Raw genomic sequence first — 16,701 nt, 5'->3', positions numbered from 1 at the left:
GCAGGCGCCAGCCAAAACTGCTATCCGCAACTTGCGAGCATGACAGCATCTTTGGGTGGAAGCTGGGAGGGTGCGTTGACCTATGAAGACATTGCCGGTCACCCGGCATTGCCGGCTTGCGTGCGCGCGCAAGCCGTGGCGATGCAGCAGGCCTATCAAGGAAACCCGCGAGCCTCCTCGGTCTTTGCCACCCAGCAACGCTGGCTGATGGCGCATATCGGTCTTGCCCTGCATTTCCGCCGGGATCCCAGCGACTATCGAAAGGAACTGACCGCGGCGCGTTTTGCCGACGTCACCGTTCAGCATGCGGTGGCAAGCCGAAACACGGCTCATGCCTTCATCAAGGAAATGCAGCACTATAATTTCCTCGAGACCGGGCCGACGGCCGATGACGGCCGCATTCGCCCCCTGCAACTGCCCGCCATGACCCTGGAGCCGTTGATCGGCTGGATCCAGATCCATCTGAGCACGCTCGATGCCCTTGACGGCGGGAACCGGCTGGAAACGTTCCAGGCAAGGCCGCAGATGCTTGCCAAGCTGCAGCCGCTGATCGCGGACGGCCTGATTTCCTCCGTGCCGGTGCGCGAGCCGCAACAGACTTTCTCGCTGTTCACCTGGCTCAACAATGGCGGCGTCGTCATGGACTGGCTGATCTCCGGCGTCGACCCGCGGAATGCCGGCCAGGAGCGCATCCCGACGGGCGTCCTCTCCATCGCCGACTTCGCCAGATGGCTGAAGCTGTCGCGCACCCACCTTGCGCGCAAGTTGCGCGACGCCGAGGCGCTTGGCAGCGTCGGCTGGCTGGGACAGCGCGGCCATTCCGTCATGTGGATCTCGAACGAATTCTACGGCGAATACCTCGCCGCGCAGGCGGTCAAGCTCGCCATCATCGACGCGGCTTTCGCCGCCACCGCGACGCAAAGGATGGGTTGACCGCTTCTATCCGGCCTTCAGGATGGCGGAAAAACGCGGATCGAAGGCCCGGCTGATCGGCTCTGCCGCCGCGCCCACCGCGATCGCCCAGGGATCGGTGGTGCCGAGTTGCAGTCGAGGCAGGCGCCGGACGGGACGATCCGCGATCGACGGCAGCAGCGGATGCATGGCCTGAAGCAGGAGCCGGGCCAGCGCCTCGGGCGCGCTGCTGGTGAGGATGACGGTTTGCGGATCGAAGATCGTTTCGATCAGATGCACGCTCCAGCGCAGGTCGGACGCGGCTTTCTCGACCCAGCCCATGACCCGCGGATCCCTGGCAAGCGCCAGCGCGCCGAGCGTCTCGTAGAGCCCCCTCTCGGTGGGGTCGAGGCCGAGATGCTGGTAGAGCGAGGCCAGCGATGCACGGTGTTCGAGCGGCGTGGAACCGGGGCCGGCCGGCGCAAGCAACGCCATGCCGATCTCGCCCGCATTGCCGTTGCCGCCGCTATAGAGTTCGCCGTTGAGGATCAGCCCGGCGGCTATGCCGTAACCGACATAAAGGCAGACGGCGTGATCGACGCCATGCGCCGCGCCGACGATCCGCTCCGCAGTCGCGCAGGCCGCCGCGTCGTTCTGCAGGCCGACATTGAGCCCAGTGCCGGCCGCAAGCGCCTGCACCAAGGGAAATTGCTGCCAGGCCGGCATCATCCATTTGTTGTCGGGGTTCTTCAGCCCGAACGGTCCCGGCATGGCGACCCCCAACCCGACCAGCCGCCGCTCGGACTGGGCAAACAAGGAAGCCAGCTCGCACCTGACGCGATCGACAAGGCCGAGGATGATCTTGACGCCCGCCGAAGGCTCGTCGAGCGGCAGCCCCGCCTCGGCGCGCGCGATCACCTTGCCGACGAGGTCGACCACCACGACGCGCGTCAAATGCCGGTCGATCTGCAGCCCGATGGCGAAGGCTCCCTCGGGAACCAGCCGGTAGGGTGTGAAGGGCTGCCCCCTGCCCTTGCGCACGGCATCCAGCGCGACAACCAGCCCGTCGCGCTCGAGATCCTCGATGATGTTGGAAACCGCCTGCTTGGTAAGCTGCGTCGCCCGAGCCAGGTCGGCGCGCGAAAGCGCGCCGTTGAGCCGCAGCGCCTCGATCATGACGCGGCGGTTATGCGCGCTGGTACCCTCCTGGTTGGTGCCGCTTTTGGCACGGATCGGGCTGATGTCGTGCACCGTCGTTTCCCCTCTTGACTCCATTAAAGGATTGATCGACTAATTAAGTCAAGCGAATTGACTTAATAGGTGAGACCCCTGCGACTCTACAAAAAGACGGCAAAAGCTTTTGGGCTCCGCCGCAGGCCGTTGGGGACGGATCCGGTCAGACGCGATGCGAATTTGGGGAAGCGGCGCAGTCCTGGCCGCCCACTCGCAGTTGTCGAAAATGGGAGAAAGACAAATGCTGAAATCGATCGGTAAGACACTTCTGGGCGCGGTGTTCGTCGGCGGACTGCTCGTCCCGCACGCCTTTGCTGAAACCACCTTGAACGCGCTCTTCATGGCCCAGGCCGCCTATAGCGAGGCCGACGTGCGCTCGATGACGGAGGCCTTCACCAAGGCCAATCCGGACATCAAGGTCAATCTCGAATTCGTCCCCTATGAAGGCCTGCACGACAAGACCGTGCTCGCCCAAGGATCCGGCGGCGGCTACGACGTGGTGCTGTTCGACGTCATCTGGCCGGCCGAATATGCGACCAACAAGGTGCTGGTCGACGTGTCGTCGAAGATCACCGACGACATGAAGAAGGGCGTGCTGCCCGGCGCCTGGACCACCGTCCAGTATGACGGCAAGTACTATGGCATGCCGTGGATCCTCGACACCAAGTATTTGTTCTACAACAAGGAAATCCTCGAAAAGGCCGGCATCAAGGCGCCGCCGAAGACTTGGGAAGAGCTCGGCCAGCAGGCCAAGATCATCCAGGACAAGGGCCTGCTGAAGACGCCGATCGCCTGGAGCTGGTCGCAGGCCGAAGCCGCCGTTTGTGACTACACCACGCTGGTCAGCGCCTATGGCGGCGACTTCCTCAAGGACGGCAAGCCCGACTTCCAGAACGGCGGCGGCCTATCGGCGCTGAAATACATGGTCGACAGCTACAAGTCGGGCCTGACCAATCCGAATTCCAAAGAATTCCTGGAAGAAGACGTCCGCAAGGTGTTCGAGAACGGCGATGCCGCTTTCGCGCTGAACTGGACCTACATGTACAACATGGCCAACGATCCGAAGGACTCCAAGGTCGCGGGCAAGGTCGGCGTGGTGCCGGCGCCGGGCGTTGCCGGCACCAGCGAGGTCTCGGCCGTCAATGGCTCGATGGGCCTTGGCATCACCGCGGTATCGAAGCACCAGGACGAAGCCTGGAAATACATCGAGTTCATGACCTCGCAGGCGACGCAGAACCAGTATGCCAAGCTCTCGCTGCCGATCTGGGCCTCGTCCTATGACGATCCGGCCGTCACCAAGGGCCAGGAAGAACTGATCGCCGCCGCCAAGCTCGGTCTCGCCGCGATGTATCCGCGCCCGACCACGCCGAAATATCAGCAGCTGTCGACGGCACTGCAGCAGGCGATCCAGGAATCGCTGCTCGGCCAGACGGCGCCGGAAGACGCGCTCAAGACCGCTGCCGAAAACAGCGGCCTCTGATCTGGCGTTCCCTGACGGGCGGGCGGCCTCATACATGAGCGCCGCCCGTGCTATTTCTGACCGGATGAAGGAAGAGAGGCGCCTCCGATGTCAGGCACCTGGATGACGACTCGCGCGTGGCTGTTGATGCTGCCGCTTCTGGTGATCATGGTCGCCGTCATCGGCTGGCCGTTGGTTGATACGGTCAGGCTCTCCTTCACCGACGCCCAGCTGGTCGGCACGGCTGGCAATTACGTCGGCTTCGACAACTACACCAAGATGCTGACGAGCTCGAACTTCAGCCGCACGCTGGTCACAACCACCTGGTTTGCGGTCATCTCGGTCGCCGCCGAGATGGTGATCGGCGTGCTTGCGGCTCTTCTGCTCAATCAGGAATTCCGTGGCCGCGCGGTCTTGCGCGGGCTGATGATCCTGCCATGGGCGCTGCCCACCGTCGTCAACGCGACGCTCTGGCGGCTGATCTACAATCCCGAATATGGCGCGCTGAATGCGGCGCTGACGCAACTCCATCTCCTCGATGACTATCGCTCCTGGCTGGGTGAGCCCGGCACGGCGCTCGCGGCGCTGATTGTCGCCGACTGCTGGAAGAATTTTCCTCTTGTCGCGCTGATCGCGCTCGCCGCCCTGCAAGCGGTGCCGCGCGACATCACCGCCGCGGCGCTTGTCGACGGCGCCGGCCCGTTCAACCGCTTTCGTTTCGTCATCCTGCCCTATCTCGCCGGTCCGCTGATGGTCGCGCTGGTGCTGCGCACCATCGAGGCCTTCAAGGTCTTCGACATCATCTGGGTCATGACCCGCGGCGGCCCGGCCAACAGCACCCGCTCGCTGTCGATCCTCGTCTATCAGGAGGCCTTCTCCTTCCAGCGCGCCGGCTCCGGCGCATCGCTGGCGCTGATCGTCACCTTGCTCGTCACCGTGCTCGCCGTCGCCTATGCGGCGCTGGTCAGGAAGACCGCGGGGAGTGCCGCCTGATGGAACGCAAGAGCCCGGTCTTCACCGCTTTTATCTATGTCTGCGCGATCCTGCTCGCCGCCGTGATCCTGGCGCCGCTTACCTGGCTCTTCGTCATGAGCATATCGCCGGCCGCCGATCTTGCCGCCAAGCCGCTGCGCTGGTGGCCGCAGGCGGCCGACTTCTCCCGTTACGCGCAGCTTCTGTCGACGGCCGAAAACAGCGCCGGCGCCGCCTTCACCGCCTCGTTGCGCAACAGCCTGGAAGTCGCCGGCATGGCGACGCTTGCCGCTGTTGTCCTTGCCGTACCGGCCGGCTGGGCCGTTTCGCGCACGCCTTCGGTGGGCTGGTCGCTGTCCATGGTGATCGCCACCTATATGCTGCCGCCGGTAGCGCTCTCCGTGCCGCTTTACATGGGCCTGTCTTATCTCGGCCTGCTCAACAACGTCTTTGGCCTTGCGCTGATCTATCTGACGATCCTCGCGCCCTTCACCACCTGGCTGATGAAATCGGGTTTCGATTCCATCCCGCGCGAGATCGAGGCCGCGGCGATGATCGACGGGGCCGGGCTGCTCCAGACGTGGCGCATCATCACCTTGCCGCTGGCGGCGCCCGTCGTGGCGACATCGGCGCTGTTTGCCGTGCTGCTTGCCTGGGACGAGTTCTTCTATGCCCTCCTCTTCACCTCGGACCAGCGGGCAAAGACCCTGACGGTCGCCATCGCCGATCTCGCCGGCGGCCGCGTTTCCGACTACGGACTGATCGCCACCGCCGGCGTGCTCGCGGCCTTGCCGCCGGTGCTGATCGGCCTCGTCATGCAACGCGCGCTGATCTCGGGCCTCACCAGCGGCGGAGTGAAAGGATAATCATGACTGCAGAGAAGAACCGCCCGGCAGGGCTTGTCGCGATCGACCGCGAGATGGCGCGCCAGCATGAGGATGCGCTTGCCTCGTTCGAGAGCAATCGAGAGGCCGCCGCCGAGGTCGCCGCCTCGATCAGGAAGAACGGCAGGCTCGTCCTGCTCGGCATGGGCGCCTCGCATGCCGTCGCGCGCGCCGTCGAGCCGCTCTATCGCGCGCATGGCATCGATGCCATCGCCATGCCGCTCTCGGAGCAACTCGGCCAGCCGCTGCCGCTTACAGGCCGGACCGTGCTCGTCACCTCGCAATCCGGTGAAAGCGCCGAAGTCCTGCGCTGGTTCTCCGAAACGGATCCGCAGGCCGACACCTTCGGCCTGACGCTGGAGGCCGGTTCCTTCCTCGGCCGTACGGTGCCTTGCCTCGTCGGCACCGGCGGCACCGAGCTTGCCTTTGCCGCGACCCGCAGCCTGACCGTGACCTTCGCCCTGCACCTCGCCATTCTCGCCGCGCTGGGCGAGGACCCCGCCGCCGCGCTCGCGGTGCTCAAGGCGACGGAGACGGTCGAGATCAATGCCGCGCTCGAGGCGCTGAGCACGGTCGCGACCGTCGTGACCTCCGGCCGCAGGCTGCAGGGCCTCGCCGAGGCGCTGGGGCTCGGCCTGACCGAATTGTCGCGCCTGCCGTGCTTTTCGCTCGAAGGCGGCCAGCTTCGCCACGGGCCGATGGAGATGCTCGGGCCCAAGATCGGCGTCGTCCTCTTCCGCGGCGACGACCCGACCGCGGAGCTGATCACCGCCATGGCCGTTTCGGTGGTCGAGACCGGCGCGCCGCTGATCATGTTCGACGCTTCTGGCAAGCCGCCGGTCGCGGGCGCGGTCACGTTCGCCTTCAAGCCCGCCACGGGCTTGGCGGCGATCTTTGCCATGCTGCCGGTTGCGCAACGCCTGATGGTCGCCTTCGCCGATTCCCGCGTCGAGAATGCCGGAACGCCGGTGCGCACCACCAAGATCACCAGGAGCGAGTGATGCTGCCGCTCGCGGTGATCGGCAACGTCAATGTCGACCTGATCGTCGGGCCCGTCGCGCCCTGGCCGAAGGCCGGCACGGAGACCGTCGTCGATCATGACGACCTGCGCGTCGGCGGCCAGGCCGGCAACACCGCGCTTGCCTGGCAGGCGCTGGGCATCGACTTCGAGATCGCCGCCAATATTGGCGACGACCAGTTCGGGCGCTGGCTGCGCGAGGCCTTCGGACGCCGCGCGCAGAATTGGCCGGTTCGTCCCGAAGGCACGACATTGTCGGTCGGCATGACCCATCCCGATGGCGAGCGCACCTTCTTCACCACGCGCGGCCACCTGCCCCGCTTCAGCCTGGCTGACGTGCTCTCCGTGCTGAACGGCAATCGGCTTGCTGGCGGTTACGCGCTGCTCTGCGGCTCTTTCCTCACCGACGACCTGACGCGCGATTACGACGCCTTCTTCGACTGGGCCGAAGCGCATGGCATCGCCGTTGCGCTTGACACAGGCTGGCCGATCGACGGCTGGACGCAAGCGAACTGCACCGCCGCGCGCGGCTGGCTGTCGCGCTGCGCACTGGCCCTCTTCAACGAGGTCGAGACGACTACGCTGGCCGGCCTGGCAAGTCCATCGGAAGCCGCGCGCAAGATCCGCGACGGCATGCGGGACGAAGCGACGGTCGTCGTCAAGCGCGGGCCGGACGGCGCGATCGCCATCGGCGCCGACGGCGAGCTCATTCAAGTGCCGGCACCTCGAGTCGCCGTCATCGACACGATCGGCGCCGGCGATGTCTTCAACGCCGCCTTCCTGGCGGCACTGGCACAGGGGCAATCGTTGGTGAAGTGCCTGTCCGCCGCCATCCTTGTGGCCTCGCGCGCCATTTCAACCTTGCCCCGCGATTATGGCGGGCCGATCCAGTTCGAGGATGCTGTTCATGAGCGCGCTTGAAATTCGCGATGTCCGCAAGAATTACGGCAGCGTCGAAACCCTGAAAGGCATCGACATCGCGCTCGAAAATGGCGAGTTCCTGGTGCTGCTCGGTTCGTCGGGCTGTGGCAAGTCCACTTTGCTCAACATCATCGCCGGTCTCGCCGAGGCAACCAGCGGCGATGTGCTGATCGGCGGCAGGTCGGTGCTTGGCGTGCATCCGAAAAACCGCGACATCGCCATGGTCTTCCAGTCCTACGCGCTCTATCCGAACCTCACCGTCAGCCGCAACATCGGCTTCGGCCTTGAAATGCGCAAAGTCCCCGCCGCCGAGCGCGACAAGGCGGTGCGCGAGGCGGCAAGATTGCTGCAGATCGAGAACCTGCTCGACCGCAAGCCCGGCCAGCTCTCCGGCGGCCAGCGCCAGCGCGTCGCCATCGGCCGCGCTTTGGTGCGCAAGCCGCAGGTCTTCCTGTTCGACGAGCCGCTCTCGAATCTTGACGCCAAGCTGCGGCTGGAAATGCGCACCGAACTGAAGCGCCTGCATGAAATGCTGCGCACCACGGTCGTCTACGTCACCCATGACCAGATCGAGGCGATGACGCTGGCGACCCGCATCGCCGTCATGCGCGACGGCCGCATCGAACAGCTGGGCACGCCGGAAGAGATCTACAACCATCCGGCGACGCTCTATGTCGCGGGCTTCGTCGGCGCGCCGTCGATGAACATGCTGGAAGCGACCGTCGAGGACGGCAAGCTGGCGATTGCAGGCACCGATGCGCGGCTGGCGATTCCGGCTCGCTACGCCGACGCGGCCCGCAACAGTGCATCAGTTGTGGTCGGCATCAGGCCGGAAGCGCTCCGCCTTGGACCGGGCAGCGGCGCTGAACTGTCGCTGCCGGTGGAGATCGACGTCGTCGAACTGACCGGCCCCGAACAGGTCACCACCGCCCGGGTCGGCGCGCAGAACTTGACGGCGACATTGCCGCCGCGCGCCCGTGTCGCCAAGGGTCAGCCATGCGCGTTCGTCTTGGATGCGGACGCGCTCCGCCTCTTCGATCCGGCCACCGGCAAGGCTTTCTGACCAATCGCCCGCCTTCCGCCCTGCATGGCCTGATCGATAGGCGGGCCGGGTCAGCTCGCGGGTGAGGGCTGACCCGTCGCTCGTCCTCAATCGATGTCGAACGACACGCCTTGCGCGAGCGGCAGCGCCTTGGAATAGTTCACCGTGTTGGTGGCGCGGCGCATATAGGCCTTCCAGGCGTCCGAGCCGCTCTCGCGGCCGCCGCCCGTCTCCTTCTCGCCACCGAACGCCCCGCCGATCTCGGCGCCCGACGTGCCGATGTTGACGTTGGCGATGCCGCAGTCCGAACCGTCGACACCCAGGAAGCGCTCCGATTCCTGCAGGTCGCGCGTGAAGATCGACGACGACAGTCCGGCGCCGACCGCATTGTGCTGCTCCAGCGCCTCGTCGAAATCGGAATATTTCATCACATAGAGGATCGGCGCGAAGGTCTCTTCCGTCACCGGCGAAACCTGCTTCGGCATCTCGACCAGTGCCGGATGCACGTAATAGGCGTCCGGGTGGCCATTCTCGACGCGCGTGCCGCCGGTCACCTTGCCGCCATGCGCCTCAGCTTCCTCCAACGCCTTCTGCATGTTGTCGAAGGCGGCCTTGTCGATCAGCGGGCCGACCAGCGCCTTGCCTTCCAGCGGATTGCCGACCGAGACGGACTGATAGGCCTTCTTCAGCCGCGGCAAGAGCGCGTCATAGACGCTGTCATGCACGAACAGTCGGCGAAGCGTCGTGCAGCGCTGGCCGGCCGTGCCCATGGCGCCGAAGGCGATGGCGCGCAGCGCCATGTCGAGATCGGCGGTGGGCGTCACGATGCCGGCATTGTTGCCGCCAAGCTCCAGCACGGCACGGGCAAAACGCTTGGCGAGCCTGGGGCCGACCTCCCGGCCCATGCGCGTCGAGCCGGTGGCCGAGACCAGCGGCACCTTGGGATGGTCGACCAGCACCTCGCCGGCGACGCGGTCGCCGATCAGCACCTGCAGCAGCCCTGCCAGCGCATCCTTGCCGAAACGCTTGACGGCGCGCTTGAAGATCGCCTCGCAGGCAAGTGCGGTCAGCGGCGTCTTTTCCGACGGCTTCCACACCACCGCATCACCGCAGACGAAGGCAAGGGCCGCGTTCCACGACCACACCGCGACCGGGAAGTTGAAGGCAGAGATCACGCCGACGACGCCGAGCGGATGCCAGGTCTCCATCATGCGGTGTCCGGGACGCTCGGTGGCGATCGTCAGGCCATAGAGCTGGCGCGAAAGGCCTACGGCGAAGTCGCAGATGTCGATCATTTCCTGCACTTCGCCGAGGCCCTCGGACGGGATCTTGCCGACCTCGATCGACACCAGGCGGCCGAGTTCGTCCTTATGCGCGCGCAACTCCTCGCCGAGCAGACGCACCAGTTCGCCCCGCTTCGGCCCCGGCACCAGCCGCCAGTCCTGAAAGGCCTTGTGCGCGGCATCGATGGCCTTGCGGGTATCGGCGGCCGAAATCGACTTCAGCGCCGCGATCTGTTCGCCCGTCACCGGGCTGCGCACGACAAGGTCGCCGCCCGAAAGCGCATCCTTGGCAACGCCGAGTTTCTCAAGAAGTGCGGCCGTTTCCTTCGCTAACGTCATTTCTGTCCCTTTCAGGTTCCGCCTCTCATGGGCAGGGATGGAGCCATGCGCCATCTCTTGGACGTGCGGTCGGGCACGGTCCGGGCGCTTTGATGGCGTGGCATTACTCGTTTCAGGGAAAAACCGCCACCCCGGCATGGTCCAAGGCCGGAGCGCGGAATTGGGCCAGACAGCAAACCACGGCCAAGGTGTGTTGTGGATTCAGGTCAGGCCGAGCCGGAGTCAAAGAGGGGCGCTGCCGCGCCACTCACGAGCGCTTCGGCCGGCGAAGGCCGGAAGCGCAGGAACGCGGCATTTGCAGACCGGCATCACCTGAAACTCAATACGCCTCAGTGCGCCTTCTGGACCGAAGGCTTCGGGCTGCTTTCCTTGATCAGCCGGTCGATATGCATGCGAATATGCGCCGCCTCGGCGGCGGTATTGGCCAAAGCGATGGCGCGGTCGAAGGCAACGCGCGCCTCCTCGTTGCGGCCAAGCTGCATCAGCAGCCCGCCCTTCAGGCCGAAGAAATGGAAGTACCCCGAGAGCCGCTCTTCCAGCGGCTCGATCATGGCAAGCGCAGCGTCCGGACCTTTCACTTTGCTGACCGCGACGGCGCGGTTCAGCGTCACAACGGGCGAAGGCTGCATCTGCTCCAGCAGACCGTAGAGCAGGTCGATCTCGGTCCAGTCTGTATCTTCCGCCGTCGCCGCCCGCGCATGCAGCGCCGCGATCGCCGCCTGAACCTGGTAGGGGCCAGGCTTGCGGTGGCGCAGCGCCTTGTCGACCAGCGCCAGGCCCTCGTCGATCATCTTACGGCTCCATAGCGAGCGGTCCTGGTCCTCGAGCAGGACGATCTCGCCATTCTCGTCGAAACGCGCCGGCGCCCGCGCGTGCTGCAGCAGAAGCAGCGCCGTCAGCCCCATGATCTCCGGCTCGGCCTGGAAGAGCCTGAGCAGCAGACGGGCAAGCCGGATCGCCTCCTCGCACAGCGGCGCGCGGGCCGGCGCCTCGCCGCCATTGGTCGAATAGCCTTCGTTGAAGATCAGATAGACCATCGCGGCGACAGCGGCGAGCCGCTCCGAGCGCTCGACCGCGCCCGGCGTTTCGAACGGCACGCCGGCGTCGGCGATGCGCGCCTTGGCGCGGGTGATGCGCTGTTCCATGGCGCTCTCGCCGACGAGGAAGGCGCGCGCGATCTGCTTGACGGTAAGGCCGGAGACGATGCGCAGCGCCACCGCGATCTGCTGCGTCGCCGGCAGATCCGGATGGCAGCAGATGAACAGAAGCCGCAGGATATCGTCGCGGTAATGCGCGCCGTCGAGCCGCTCGGCGATGTCGCTCTCGGCGTCCTCCAGATCGGAGACCTGGTCTTCTTCCGGCATCGGCGCCTGCTTGGCGCGCTTGCGCACGGCGTCGATGCCGCTGTTGCGGCCGACAAAGATCAGCCAGGCGACGGGATCTCGCGGCGGCCCGTTCTTCGGCCAGTTCTTGAGTGCCCTCAGGCAAGCGTCCTGGAAAGCCTCCTCCGCGGCGTCGAGGTCGCGGAAGTAGCGCAGCAGCGCGCCCATCGCCTGCGGACGGGCGTTGCCGATCGCCGTGCTTATCCAGGCAAGGTCAGTCATACCGCTACCTTTGTGGGATTGAAGATCGAAACCGGCCGGATCTCGTAGGAGCCGCCGCTCGGATTGACCTCGGAGAGCTCGCGCGCGAATGCGACCGCTTCATCGAGATCGTCGCATTCGAGCGTGTAGAAGCCGAGGAACTGTTCCTTGGTTTCGGCGAACGGGCCGTCCAGCACGACCGCCTCGCCCCTGACCTTTCTCAGCGTGGTCGCCGCGGTCGTCGGCAAAAGGCGCGCCACGGGGCCGAGCCGGCCCGCCTTGGCGTATTTGTCCTGCACGTTGAGGAGCTTTGCCATGACCTCGTCGTCCTGTTCCTTGCTCCAGGAGCAGACGACGTCTTCGGAAGCGTAGCAGAGGATGGCGTAGAGCATGGTCTCGTCCTTTCCGTATCAAAGGACGCGACACTAGGACCCTTCCCGACACGAGGTCGATAAAAAAATTTATCGAAGGATCACGGACTTGGCTGCCTTCGCGCCTGCCTGTCAGGCGCCGCGCGCCTGCAGCCATCTGAGCACCAGCGTTTCTTCCTCGTCGAGGCCGGATATCCGGCGTTTGCGCTTGTTGGCCCCGGCCATTTCGTCGAGCAGGCGCCCTTTGCTCCATGCCTCGAACACCAGCGGATGGATGTAGCATTTGCGGCAGACGGCACGGGTATTGCCCAGCCGCTCGGCGACCTTGTCGACGACACTGTTGATCATCCGTTTTTGCTGCGTCTTGCTTTCCGGCAGCTCGCTCCCGGCAAACAGCGACGCCGCATGGATCGTGCCGCCCCAGGTGCGGAAATGCTTTGAGCTGAAATCGGCGCCGGATGCCTCGCGAATATAGCGGTTGACGTCCTCCGAGCGCACCGGGCAGCGGTCGCCATTCTCATCGAGATATTGGAACAGTTTCTGCCCAGGCAGATCCTGGGCGCCGCGCACGATCTTGGCGATGCGGCGATCGACCAGCTTCAGCTTCCATTCCTTGCCCGACTTGCCCTTGAAGGCGAAGCGCAGGCTGGAGCCCGTGATCTCGACATGGCGGTCGCGCAGCGTGGTCAGCCCGAAACTCTTGTTGTCCCGTGCATAGGCGGCGTTGCCGATGCGGATAAGGGTGTTGTCGAGCAACCAGACCACCGAGGCGACGACGCGCTCCATGGGCAGACCGCGGCGGCGCAGGTCCGCATCGATCTGCAGCCGCAGCGCGGGCAGGCTTTCGGCGAAAGCGACGAGGCTGGAATATTTGACGCCGTCGCGCTCCTCGGTCCATTGCGGGTGATAACGGTACTGTTTGCGGCCGCGCTGATCCCGGCCTGTCGCCTGGATATGGCCGTCCGGATCGGGCGAGATCCACACATCCGTCCAGGCCGGCGGAATGACGATCGCCTTGATGCGGGCAAGGGTCTGCGCGCTGACCGCGCGTCCGTTCGGACCGGCATAGGAAAATCCCTTGCCTTTTCTCAATCGTCGGACGCCGGGATCGGCATCGCTCACATAGCTGAGCGACGCGCGCTCGGCCGAATCTTGCGCACCGTTCCTTCGAGTTTCCTCGTTCCGCGTTGAACGGTCCGAGGACAATTGTGAATGCTGCAACATGCCGGCTCCGCGAATTATCCGTAGATAAAGCCGCTCGCCGATGACTGGTTCCGGATGCAAACGGCGGCGCGCATCATCGACGCCGTCGCGTCAGGCTGCCACCGGGATGACGTCGACCGCCTGCTCGCCGACTTGACCACCGGTCGTTTTCAAGACGCCGACGATCGGCGCCACGTCGGAATAGTCGCGGCCGTAGCCGACCGTGATATGGTCGTTGCTCGCCCGCATGCCGTTGGTCGGGTCGAACTCCTGCCAGCCGGCGTCGCGTCCGCACCAGGCCTTGACCCAGGCATGCATGGCGTCCGCGCCTTCAAGCCGCGGCTTGCCCTTCGGCGGGATAGTGCGCAGGAAGCCGCTGACATAGCCGGCCGGGATGCCAAGCCCGCGCAGGCCGGCGATCATGATATGCGAGAAATCCTGACAGACGCCGCGTTTCAGCGCAAAGGCGTCGCTGGCCCGGGTCTGCACGGTCGTCGCCTCGCCGTCATAGGTGAAGTCGCGATGAATGCGGTTGCAGAGATCGGCCGCCGTGGCGACGGTTGACCCCGACAAACTGTCCCGCGCATAGGCCGTGATCGCCGCGTCGATGCCTACATGATCGCTGGCGGCGAGGAAATGATGCGGCGCGGACGGCGAGAGTGACCGCACCAGATCGAGCTCCGACCTCAGCCCGTTTATATCGGGCGAGACATCGAGACCCGGCTCGGGCCGCGAGACCGAAACGCGCGCGCTCATTCGGATGTCGAGCGTCTCATGCGCGTCGCGAAAGGCGATCGATGTGACGTTGTTGCCGAAGAAATCGGAAAAATCGGCACGTTCGGCCGGCGACGGCTGGAAGGACAGCGAGGCCGCGATCACGCGCTGCACGCCGGCGATCGTCTGCGGCATGACGCGCACCTGGTGCCGTCCGCCGCCGGCGACGGCGGCATAGTCGTAATGCAGATGGAGTTTGATGTCGTAGAGCATTAAAGCAATTCCAGCAAAAGTGCGCAGCGGTTTTGCGTCCGGAATTGCGCAAAAACAAAGAGATAGAGCATTGGAGGCGGTCCTTTTCGCTGGAAATGCTCTAACCGAAATAGCCTCTGGCGAGGCTGTTGTAGAGAGCGCCGATCTGGCCGGCCAAGTCGTCGAGCACCTTGGCGCTCATATCCGACGGCTCCATGACGGCGATTGCCGTGTTGAGCTGCAGGATTTCCTTGGCGGCGGGCGACATATGCCCCTCGCCGCCGATCGAAGGCAGCATGGCGATCTCGGCCTTCAGCCGCTCGAGCTGGAACAGTATCGAGCGTGGGTTGAGCGGGTCGAGCGCGAGCAGGTCGATCACCGTGCGCCGCCCGGCCTGCACCGGATACTGCCGGCGATGGGTCATGACGCTGTCGCCGATTTCCAGCATCATGTCGAGCGCCCCTTCCGGCGCCCCATTCCTTGTCAGCCGGCTGAGCGTGCCGGCGATCTGGATGCCGCGCTCCAGCCTGCGGCCGATCTCCAGGAAGCGCCAGCCGGTGAAGCGGTACATGTTCTCATGCAGCAGGCCGGAAAAGCCGGCGAGCTTGCGCAGCATCACCGTCATCGCCCGCGTCGCGTCGTCTCCGGGCGCGACCGTCTCCGCGAATTTGTGGATGGTCTTCGACAGATCCTTCAGCGCCAGCCAGCCGTCGGGAGAGAAGCGGTCGCGAATCTGGCCGGCGCTGTAGACCGCGCTGTCCAAAGTGCCGATCAACCCTGGCGGTATCGCCGTTTCGGCCTCGATGCCGAACGGCTCGAGATAGTCCCTGATATCGGCGAGCAGCGGCATGTCCGGATCGGACGTCTCGGCAAGCCGCACGTGATAGGCGCGCAGCACGCGCACCGTGTCTTCGGAGCGCTCGATATAGCGCCCGAGCCAGGTCAGGTTCTCCGCCGCGCGGCTGGGCAGGCTGCCGGGCATGGTGCGGGTGAAGCCGTCATGCTCCTGCGGCAACAATGTCTCGCGCTCGACCGGCCTGTCGCTGACCACCCAGACATCGGCCGCCTGGCCGCCGCGCTGCATGGCGATCGCCGTCGGGTCGAGCGAGAAGCCGACCCGGGCGAAGCCGCCGGGCATCACCGTCCAGCCTTCCGGTGTGCGCGCCAGATAGACGCGCAGACTGGCGGGGCGCGGCTCGAGCACACCGCCGACGAACACCGGCGTGGTCGAGAGTGTCACCGCTTCCTGGCCGACAAAGCCGGCGCCGTCGGCTTCGATCCGCGCGACAAGCTCCGCCCGTTCCCCCGCCGAAAGCGCCGAACCGAGCCTGGTCGCGCCATCGTCCTCGAAGGCGAGCCGCGTCGACAGCGCCGGGCCGACCACCATGTGGTCGATATTGGCAAGCACGTGGTCGCGTTCGTTCTGCTGCCCGCACCACCAAGTGGCAACGTTCGGCAACGACAGATCTTCACCTTGCAGTTCCCGCGCGATCCTGGGCAGGAAGGAAAGCAAGGCCCGCGTTTCCACCAGGCCGGAACCCAGCGCATTGACGGCCGAAACGGCGCCGCGCCGGATCGCCTCGACCAGCCCCGGCGTGCCGATCTGCGAGTCCGGCCTGAGCTCCAGCGGATCGGCGAAGGCCGCGTCGAGCCGCCGCCACAGAACGCCGATCGGCAGCAGGCCTGAAACCGTCCGCACCATCAGCCTGCCGCCGGATACGGTCAGGTCCTCGCCCTCGAGCAGCATGATGCCGAGATAGCGGGCGATATAGGCGTGCTCGTAGTAGGTTTCGTTGAGCGGTCCCGGCGTCAGGATGGCGACACGGCCGCCCGATTCCCTCGCCATGCCGTTCAGCGCATCGCGGAAACGACGGAAGAAGCCCGCCAGCCGATGCACATGCATCTCGCCATAGATATCCGACAGCGCGCGCGTGGTGGCGACGCGGTTCTCCAGCGCGAAGCCGGCGCCGGACGGCGCCTGGGCGCGATCGCCCAGCACCCACCAGCGCCCGTCCGGGCCACGGCCGAGCTCGAAGGCGACCATATGCAGGAAATGCCCGCTCGCCGGCCGGACGCCTGCGACGGGGCGCAGATATTCGGAGCTCGCCGCGATCAGCCCGGCAGGCAGGATCCCCTTCTCGATCAGCCGGTTCGGCCCATAGATGTCGGCCAGGATGGCCTCGAACAGGTCGGCGCGCTGGACGAGGCCGGCACTGATCTCGGCCCATTCCTTCTCGTCGATCAGCAGCGGGACATGCGCGAGCGGCCATTCCCGCTCATTGGCACCGGCCTGCTCATAGACGCGATAATAGACGCCGGCGTCGCGCAGATACTGGTCGGCGCGGGCAAACCGCTGCCCAAGCCGTTCCGCGCCCAGATCATCGAGCGCGTCGATGAAGAAGCGCCAGGCCGGACGCGGGCTGCCCGACGCGTCGACCATCTCGTCGACGACGCCTTCGATCGGCCGGTAGCGCTCCAGCAGGCCCTGCGCCCGCGGCCTGCCGCCTGCCCGTCTCTGATTCCCCTTGGCCATTGT

14 protein-coding genes are annotated in these 16,701 nt (G+C 65.6%); 7 read left to right on the top strand and 7 right to left on the bottom strand.

What is annotated here, in order from left to right; translation table 11 throughout:
- Window positions 1-39 precede the first annotated feature (39 nt).
- Window positions 40-933 (top strand): hypothetical protein, encoded by an 894-nt coding sequence (locus tag FJW07_RS28975; protein WP_140859616.1) that lies wholly within the window; start codon window positions 40-42, stop codon window positions 931-933.
- Window positions 934-939: 6 nt separating this feature from the next.
- On the opposite strand, the gene FJW07_RS28970 is transcribed toward FJW07_RS28975, so the two are convergent.
- Window positions 940-2,142, bottom strand: a complete 1,203-nt coding sequence (locus tag FJW07_RS28970; protein WP_140859615.1) for an ROK family transcriptional regulator — start codon at window positions 2,140-2,142, stop codon at window positions 940-942.
- Between the two features lie 223 nt (window positions 2,143-2,365).
- Here FJW07_RS28970 and FJW07_RS28965 point away from each other — a divergent pair, with 223 nt between their 5' ends.
- The 6 genes from FJW07_RS28965 (at window position 2,366) to ugpC (ending at window position 8,441) form a co-directional block, all read left to right on the top strand.
- The gene (locus tag FJW07_RS28965; protein ID WP_140653213.1) at window positions 2,366-3,604 is read left to right on the top strand and encodes an extracellular solute-binding protein; all 1,239 of its coding nucleotides are present in this window, start codon (window positions 2,366-2,368) and stop codon (window positions 3,602-3,604) included.
- Window positions 3,605-3,691: 87 nt separating this feature from the next.
- Window positions 3,692-4,576: a sugar ABC transporter permease gene (locus tag FJW07_RS28960; protein WP_140859614.1), complete on the top strand. Its 885-nt coding sequence runs from the start codon at window positions 3,692-3,694 to the stop codon at window positions 4,574-4,576.
- The gene (locus FJW07_RS28955; RefSeq protein WP_140859613.1) at window positions 4,576-5,421 is read left to right on the top strand and encodes a carbohydrate ABC transporter permease; all 846 of its coding nucleotides are present in this window, start codon (window positions 4,576-4,578) and stop codon (window positions 5,419-5,421) included. Before FJW07_RS28960 ends, FJW07_RS28955 begins: the two co-directional genes overlap by 1 nt.
- A 2-nt stretch (window positions 5,422-5,423) precedes the next feature.
- On the top strand, window positions 5,424-6,440 hold the full coding sequence (locus FJW07_RS28950) for an SIS domain-containing protein (RefSeq protein WP_140859612.1): 1,017 nt from the start codon (window positions 5,424-5,426) through the stop codon (window positions 6,438-6,440).
- Window positions 6,440-7,378: a PfkB family carbohydrate kinase gene (locus FJW07_RS28945; protein ID WP_140653209.1), complete on the top strand. Its 939-nt coding sequence runs from the start codon at window positions 6,440-6,442 to the stop codon at window positions 7,376-7,378. Before FJW07_RS28950 ends, FJW07_RS28945 begins: the two co-directional genes overlap by 1 nt.
- Complete coding sequence (gene ugpC / locus FJW07_RS28940) at window positions 7,365-8,441, top strand: sn-glycerol-3-phosphate ABC transporter ATP-binding protein UgpC (RefSeq protein WP_140653208.1); 1,077 nt, start codon at window positions 7,365-7,367, stop codon at window positions 8,439-8,441. Before FJW07_RS28945 ends, ugpC begins: the two co-directional genes overlap by 14 nt.
- A gap of 86 nt (window positions 8,442-8,527) precedes the next feature.
- On the opposite strand, the gene FJW07_RS28935 is transcribed toward ugpC, so the two are convergent.
- The 6 genes from FJW07_RS28935 to FJW07_RS28910 form a co-directional block, all read right to left on the bottom strand.
- Complete coding sequence (locus FJW07_RS28935) at window positions 8,528-10,042, bottom strand: aldehyde dehydrogenase family protein (protein ID WP_140859611.1); 1,515 nt, start codon at window positions 10,040-10,042, stop codon at window positions 8,528-8,530.
- Window positions 10,043-10,371: 329 nt separating this feature from the next.
- Entirely contained in the window at window positions 10,372-11,646 is a 1,275-nt protein-coding gene (locus tag FJW07_RS28930) for an RNA polymerase sigma factor (RefSeq protein WP_140859610.1), read from the bottom strand.
- Window positions 11,643-12,017 (bottom strand): YciI family protein, encoded by a 375-nt coding sequence (locus tag FJW07_RS28925; RefSeq protein WP_140859609.1) that lies wholly within the window; start codon window positions 12,015-12,017, stop codon window positions 11,643-11,645. The genes FJW07_RS28930 and FJW07_RS28925 overlap by 4 nt, the downstream gene beginning before the upstream one ends.
- A 111-nt stretch (window positions 12,018-12,128) precedes the next feature.
- Entirely contained in the window at window positions 12,129-13,220 is a 1,092-nt protein-coding gene (locus tag FJW07_RS28920) for a DNA topoisomerase IB (protein ID WP_140859608.1), read from the bottom strand.
- 90 nt (window positions 13,221-13,310) lie between these two features.
- The gene (locus FJW07_RS28915; RefSeq protein WP_140859607.1) at window positions 13,311-14,186 is read right to left on the bottom strand and encodes a transglutaminase family protein; all 876 of its coding nucleotides are present in this window, start codon (window positions 14,184-14,186) and stop codon (window positions 13,311-13,313) included.
- Window positions 14,187-14,286: 100 nt separating this feature from the next.
- Window positions 14,287-16,698, bottom strand: a complete 2,412-nt coding sequence (locus tag FJW07_RS28910; protein ID WP_140859606.1) for a circularly permuted type 2 ATP-grasp protein — start codon at window positions 16,696-16,698, stop codon at window positions 14,287-14,289.
- Window positions 16,699-16,701: the final 3 nt, after the last annotated feature.

The organism is Mesorhizobium sp. B3-1-9, from assembly GCF_006439595.1.
Classification (GTDB): domain Bacteria; phylum Pseudomonadota; class Alphaproteobacteria; order Rhizobiales; family Rhizobiaceae; genus Mesorhizobium.
The sequence above is the reverse complement of the archived record's forward strand: the minus strand, read 5'-3'. Positions and strand labels throughout refer to the sequence as shown.

Excerpts from the sequence above, each read along its gene's own strand:
- FJW07_RS28975 (WP_140859616.1), top strand. The coding sequence starts at position 40 with ATGACAGCATCTTTGGGTGGAAGCTGGGAGGGTGCGTTGACCTATGAA.
- FJW07_RS28965 (WP_140653213.1), top strand. The coding sequence starts at position 2,366 with ATGCTGAAATCGATCGGTAAGACACTTCTGGGCGCGGTGTTCGTCGGC.
- FJW07_RS28960 (WP_140859614.1), top strand. The coding sequence starts at position 3,692 with ATGTCAGGCACCTGGATGACGACTCGCGCGTGGCTGTTGATGCTGCCG.
- FJW07_RS28955 (WP_140859613.1), top strand. The coding sequence starts at position 4,576 with ATGGAACGCAAGAGCCCGGTCTTCACCGCTTTTATCTATGTCTGCGCG.
- FJW07_RS28950 (WP_140859612.1), top strand. The coding sequence starts at position 5,424 with ATGACTGCAGAGAAGAACCGCCCGGCAGGGCTTGTCGCGATCGACCGC.
- FJW07_RS28945 (WP_140653209.1), top strand. The coding sequence starts at position 6,440 with ATGCTGCCGCTCGCGGTGATCGGCAACGTCAATGTCGACCTGATCGTC.
- ugpC (WP_140653208.1), top strand. The coding sequence starts at position 7,365 with ATGAGCGCGCTTGAAATTCGCGATGTCCGCAAGAATTACGGCAGCGTC.
- FJW07_RS28935 (WP_140859611.1), bottom strand. The coding sequence starts at position 10,042 with ATGACGTTAGCGAAGGAAACGGCCGCACTTCTTGAGAAACTCGGCGTT.
- FJW07_RS28930 (WP_140859610.1), bottom strand. The coding sequence starts at position 11,646 with ATGACTGACCTTGCCTGGATAAGCACGGCGATCGGCAACGCCCGTCCG.
- FJW07_RS28925 (WP_140859609.1), bottom strand. The coding sequence starts at position 12,017 with ATGCTCTACGCCATCCTCTGCTACGCTTCCGAAGACGTCGTCTGCTCC.
- FJW07_RS28920 (WP_140859608.1), bottom strand. The coding sequence starts at position 13,220 with ATGTTGCAGCATTCACAATTGTCCTCGGACCGTTCAACGCGGAACGAG.
- FJW07_RS28915 (WP_140859607.1), bottom strand. The coding sequence starts at position 14,186 with ATGCTCTACGACATCAAACTCCATCTGCATTACGACTATGCCGCCGTC.
- FJW07_RS28910 (WP_140859606.1), bottom strand. The coding sequence starts at position 16,698 with ATGGCCAAGGGGAATCAGAGACGGGCAGGCGGCAGGCCGCGGGCGCAG.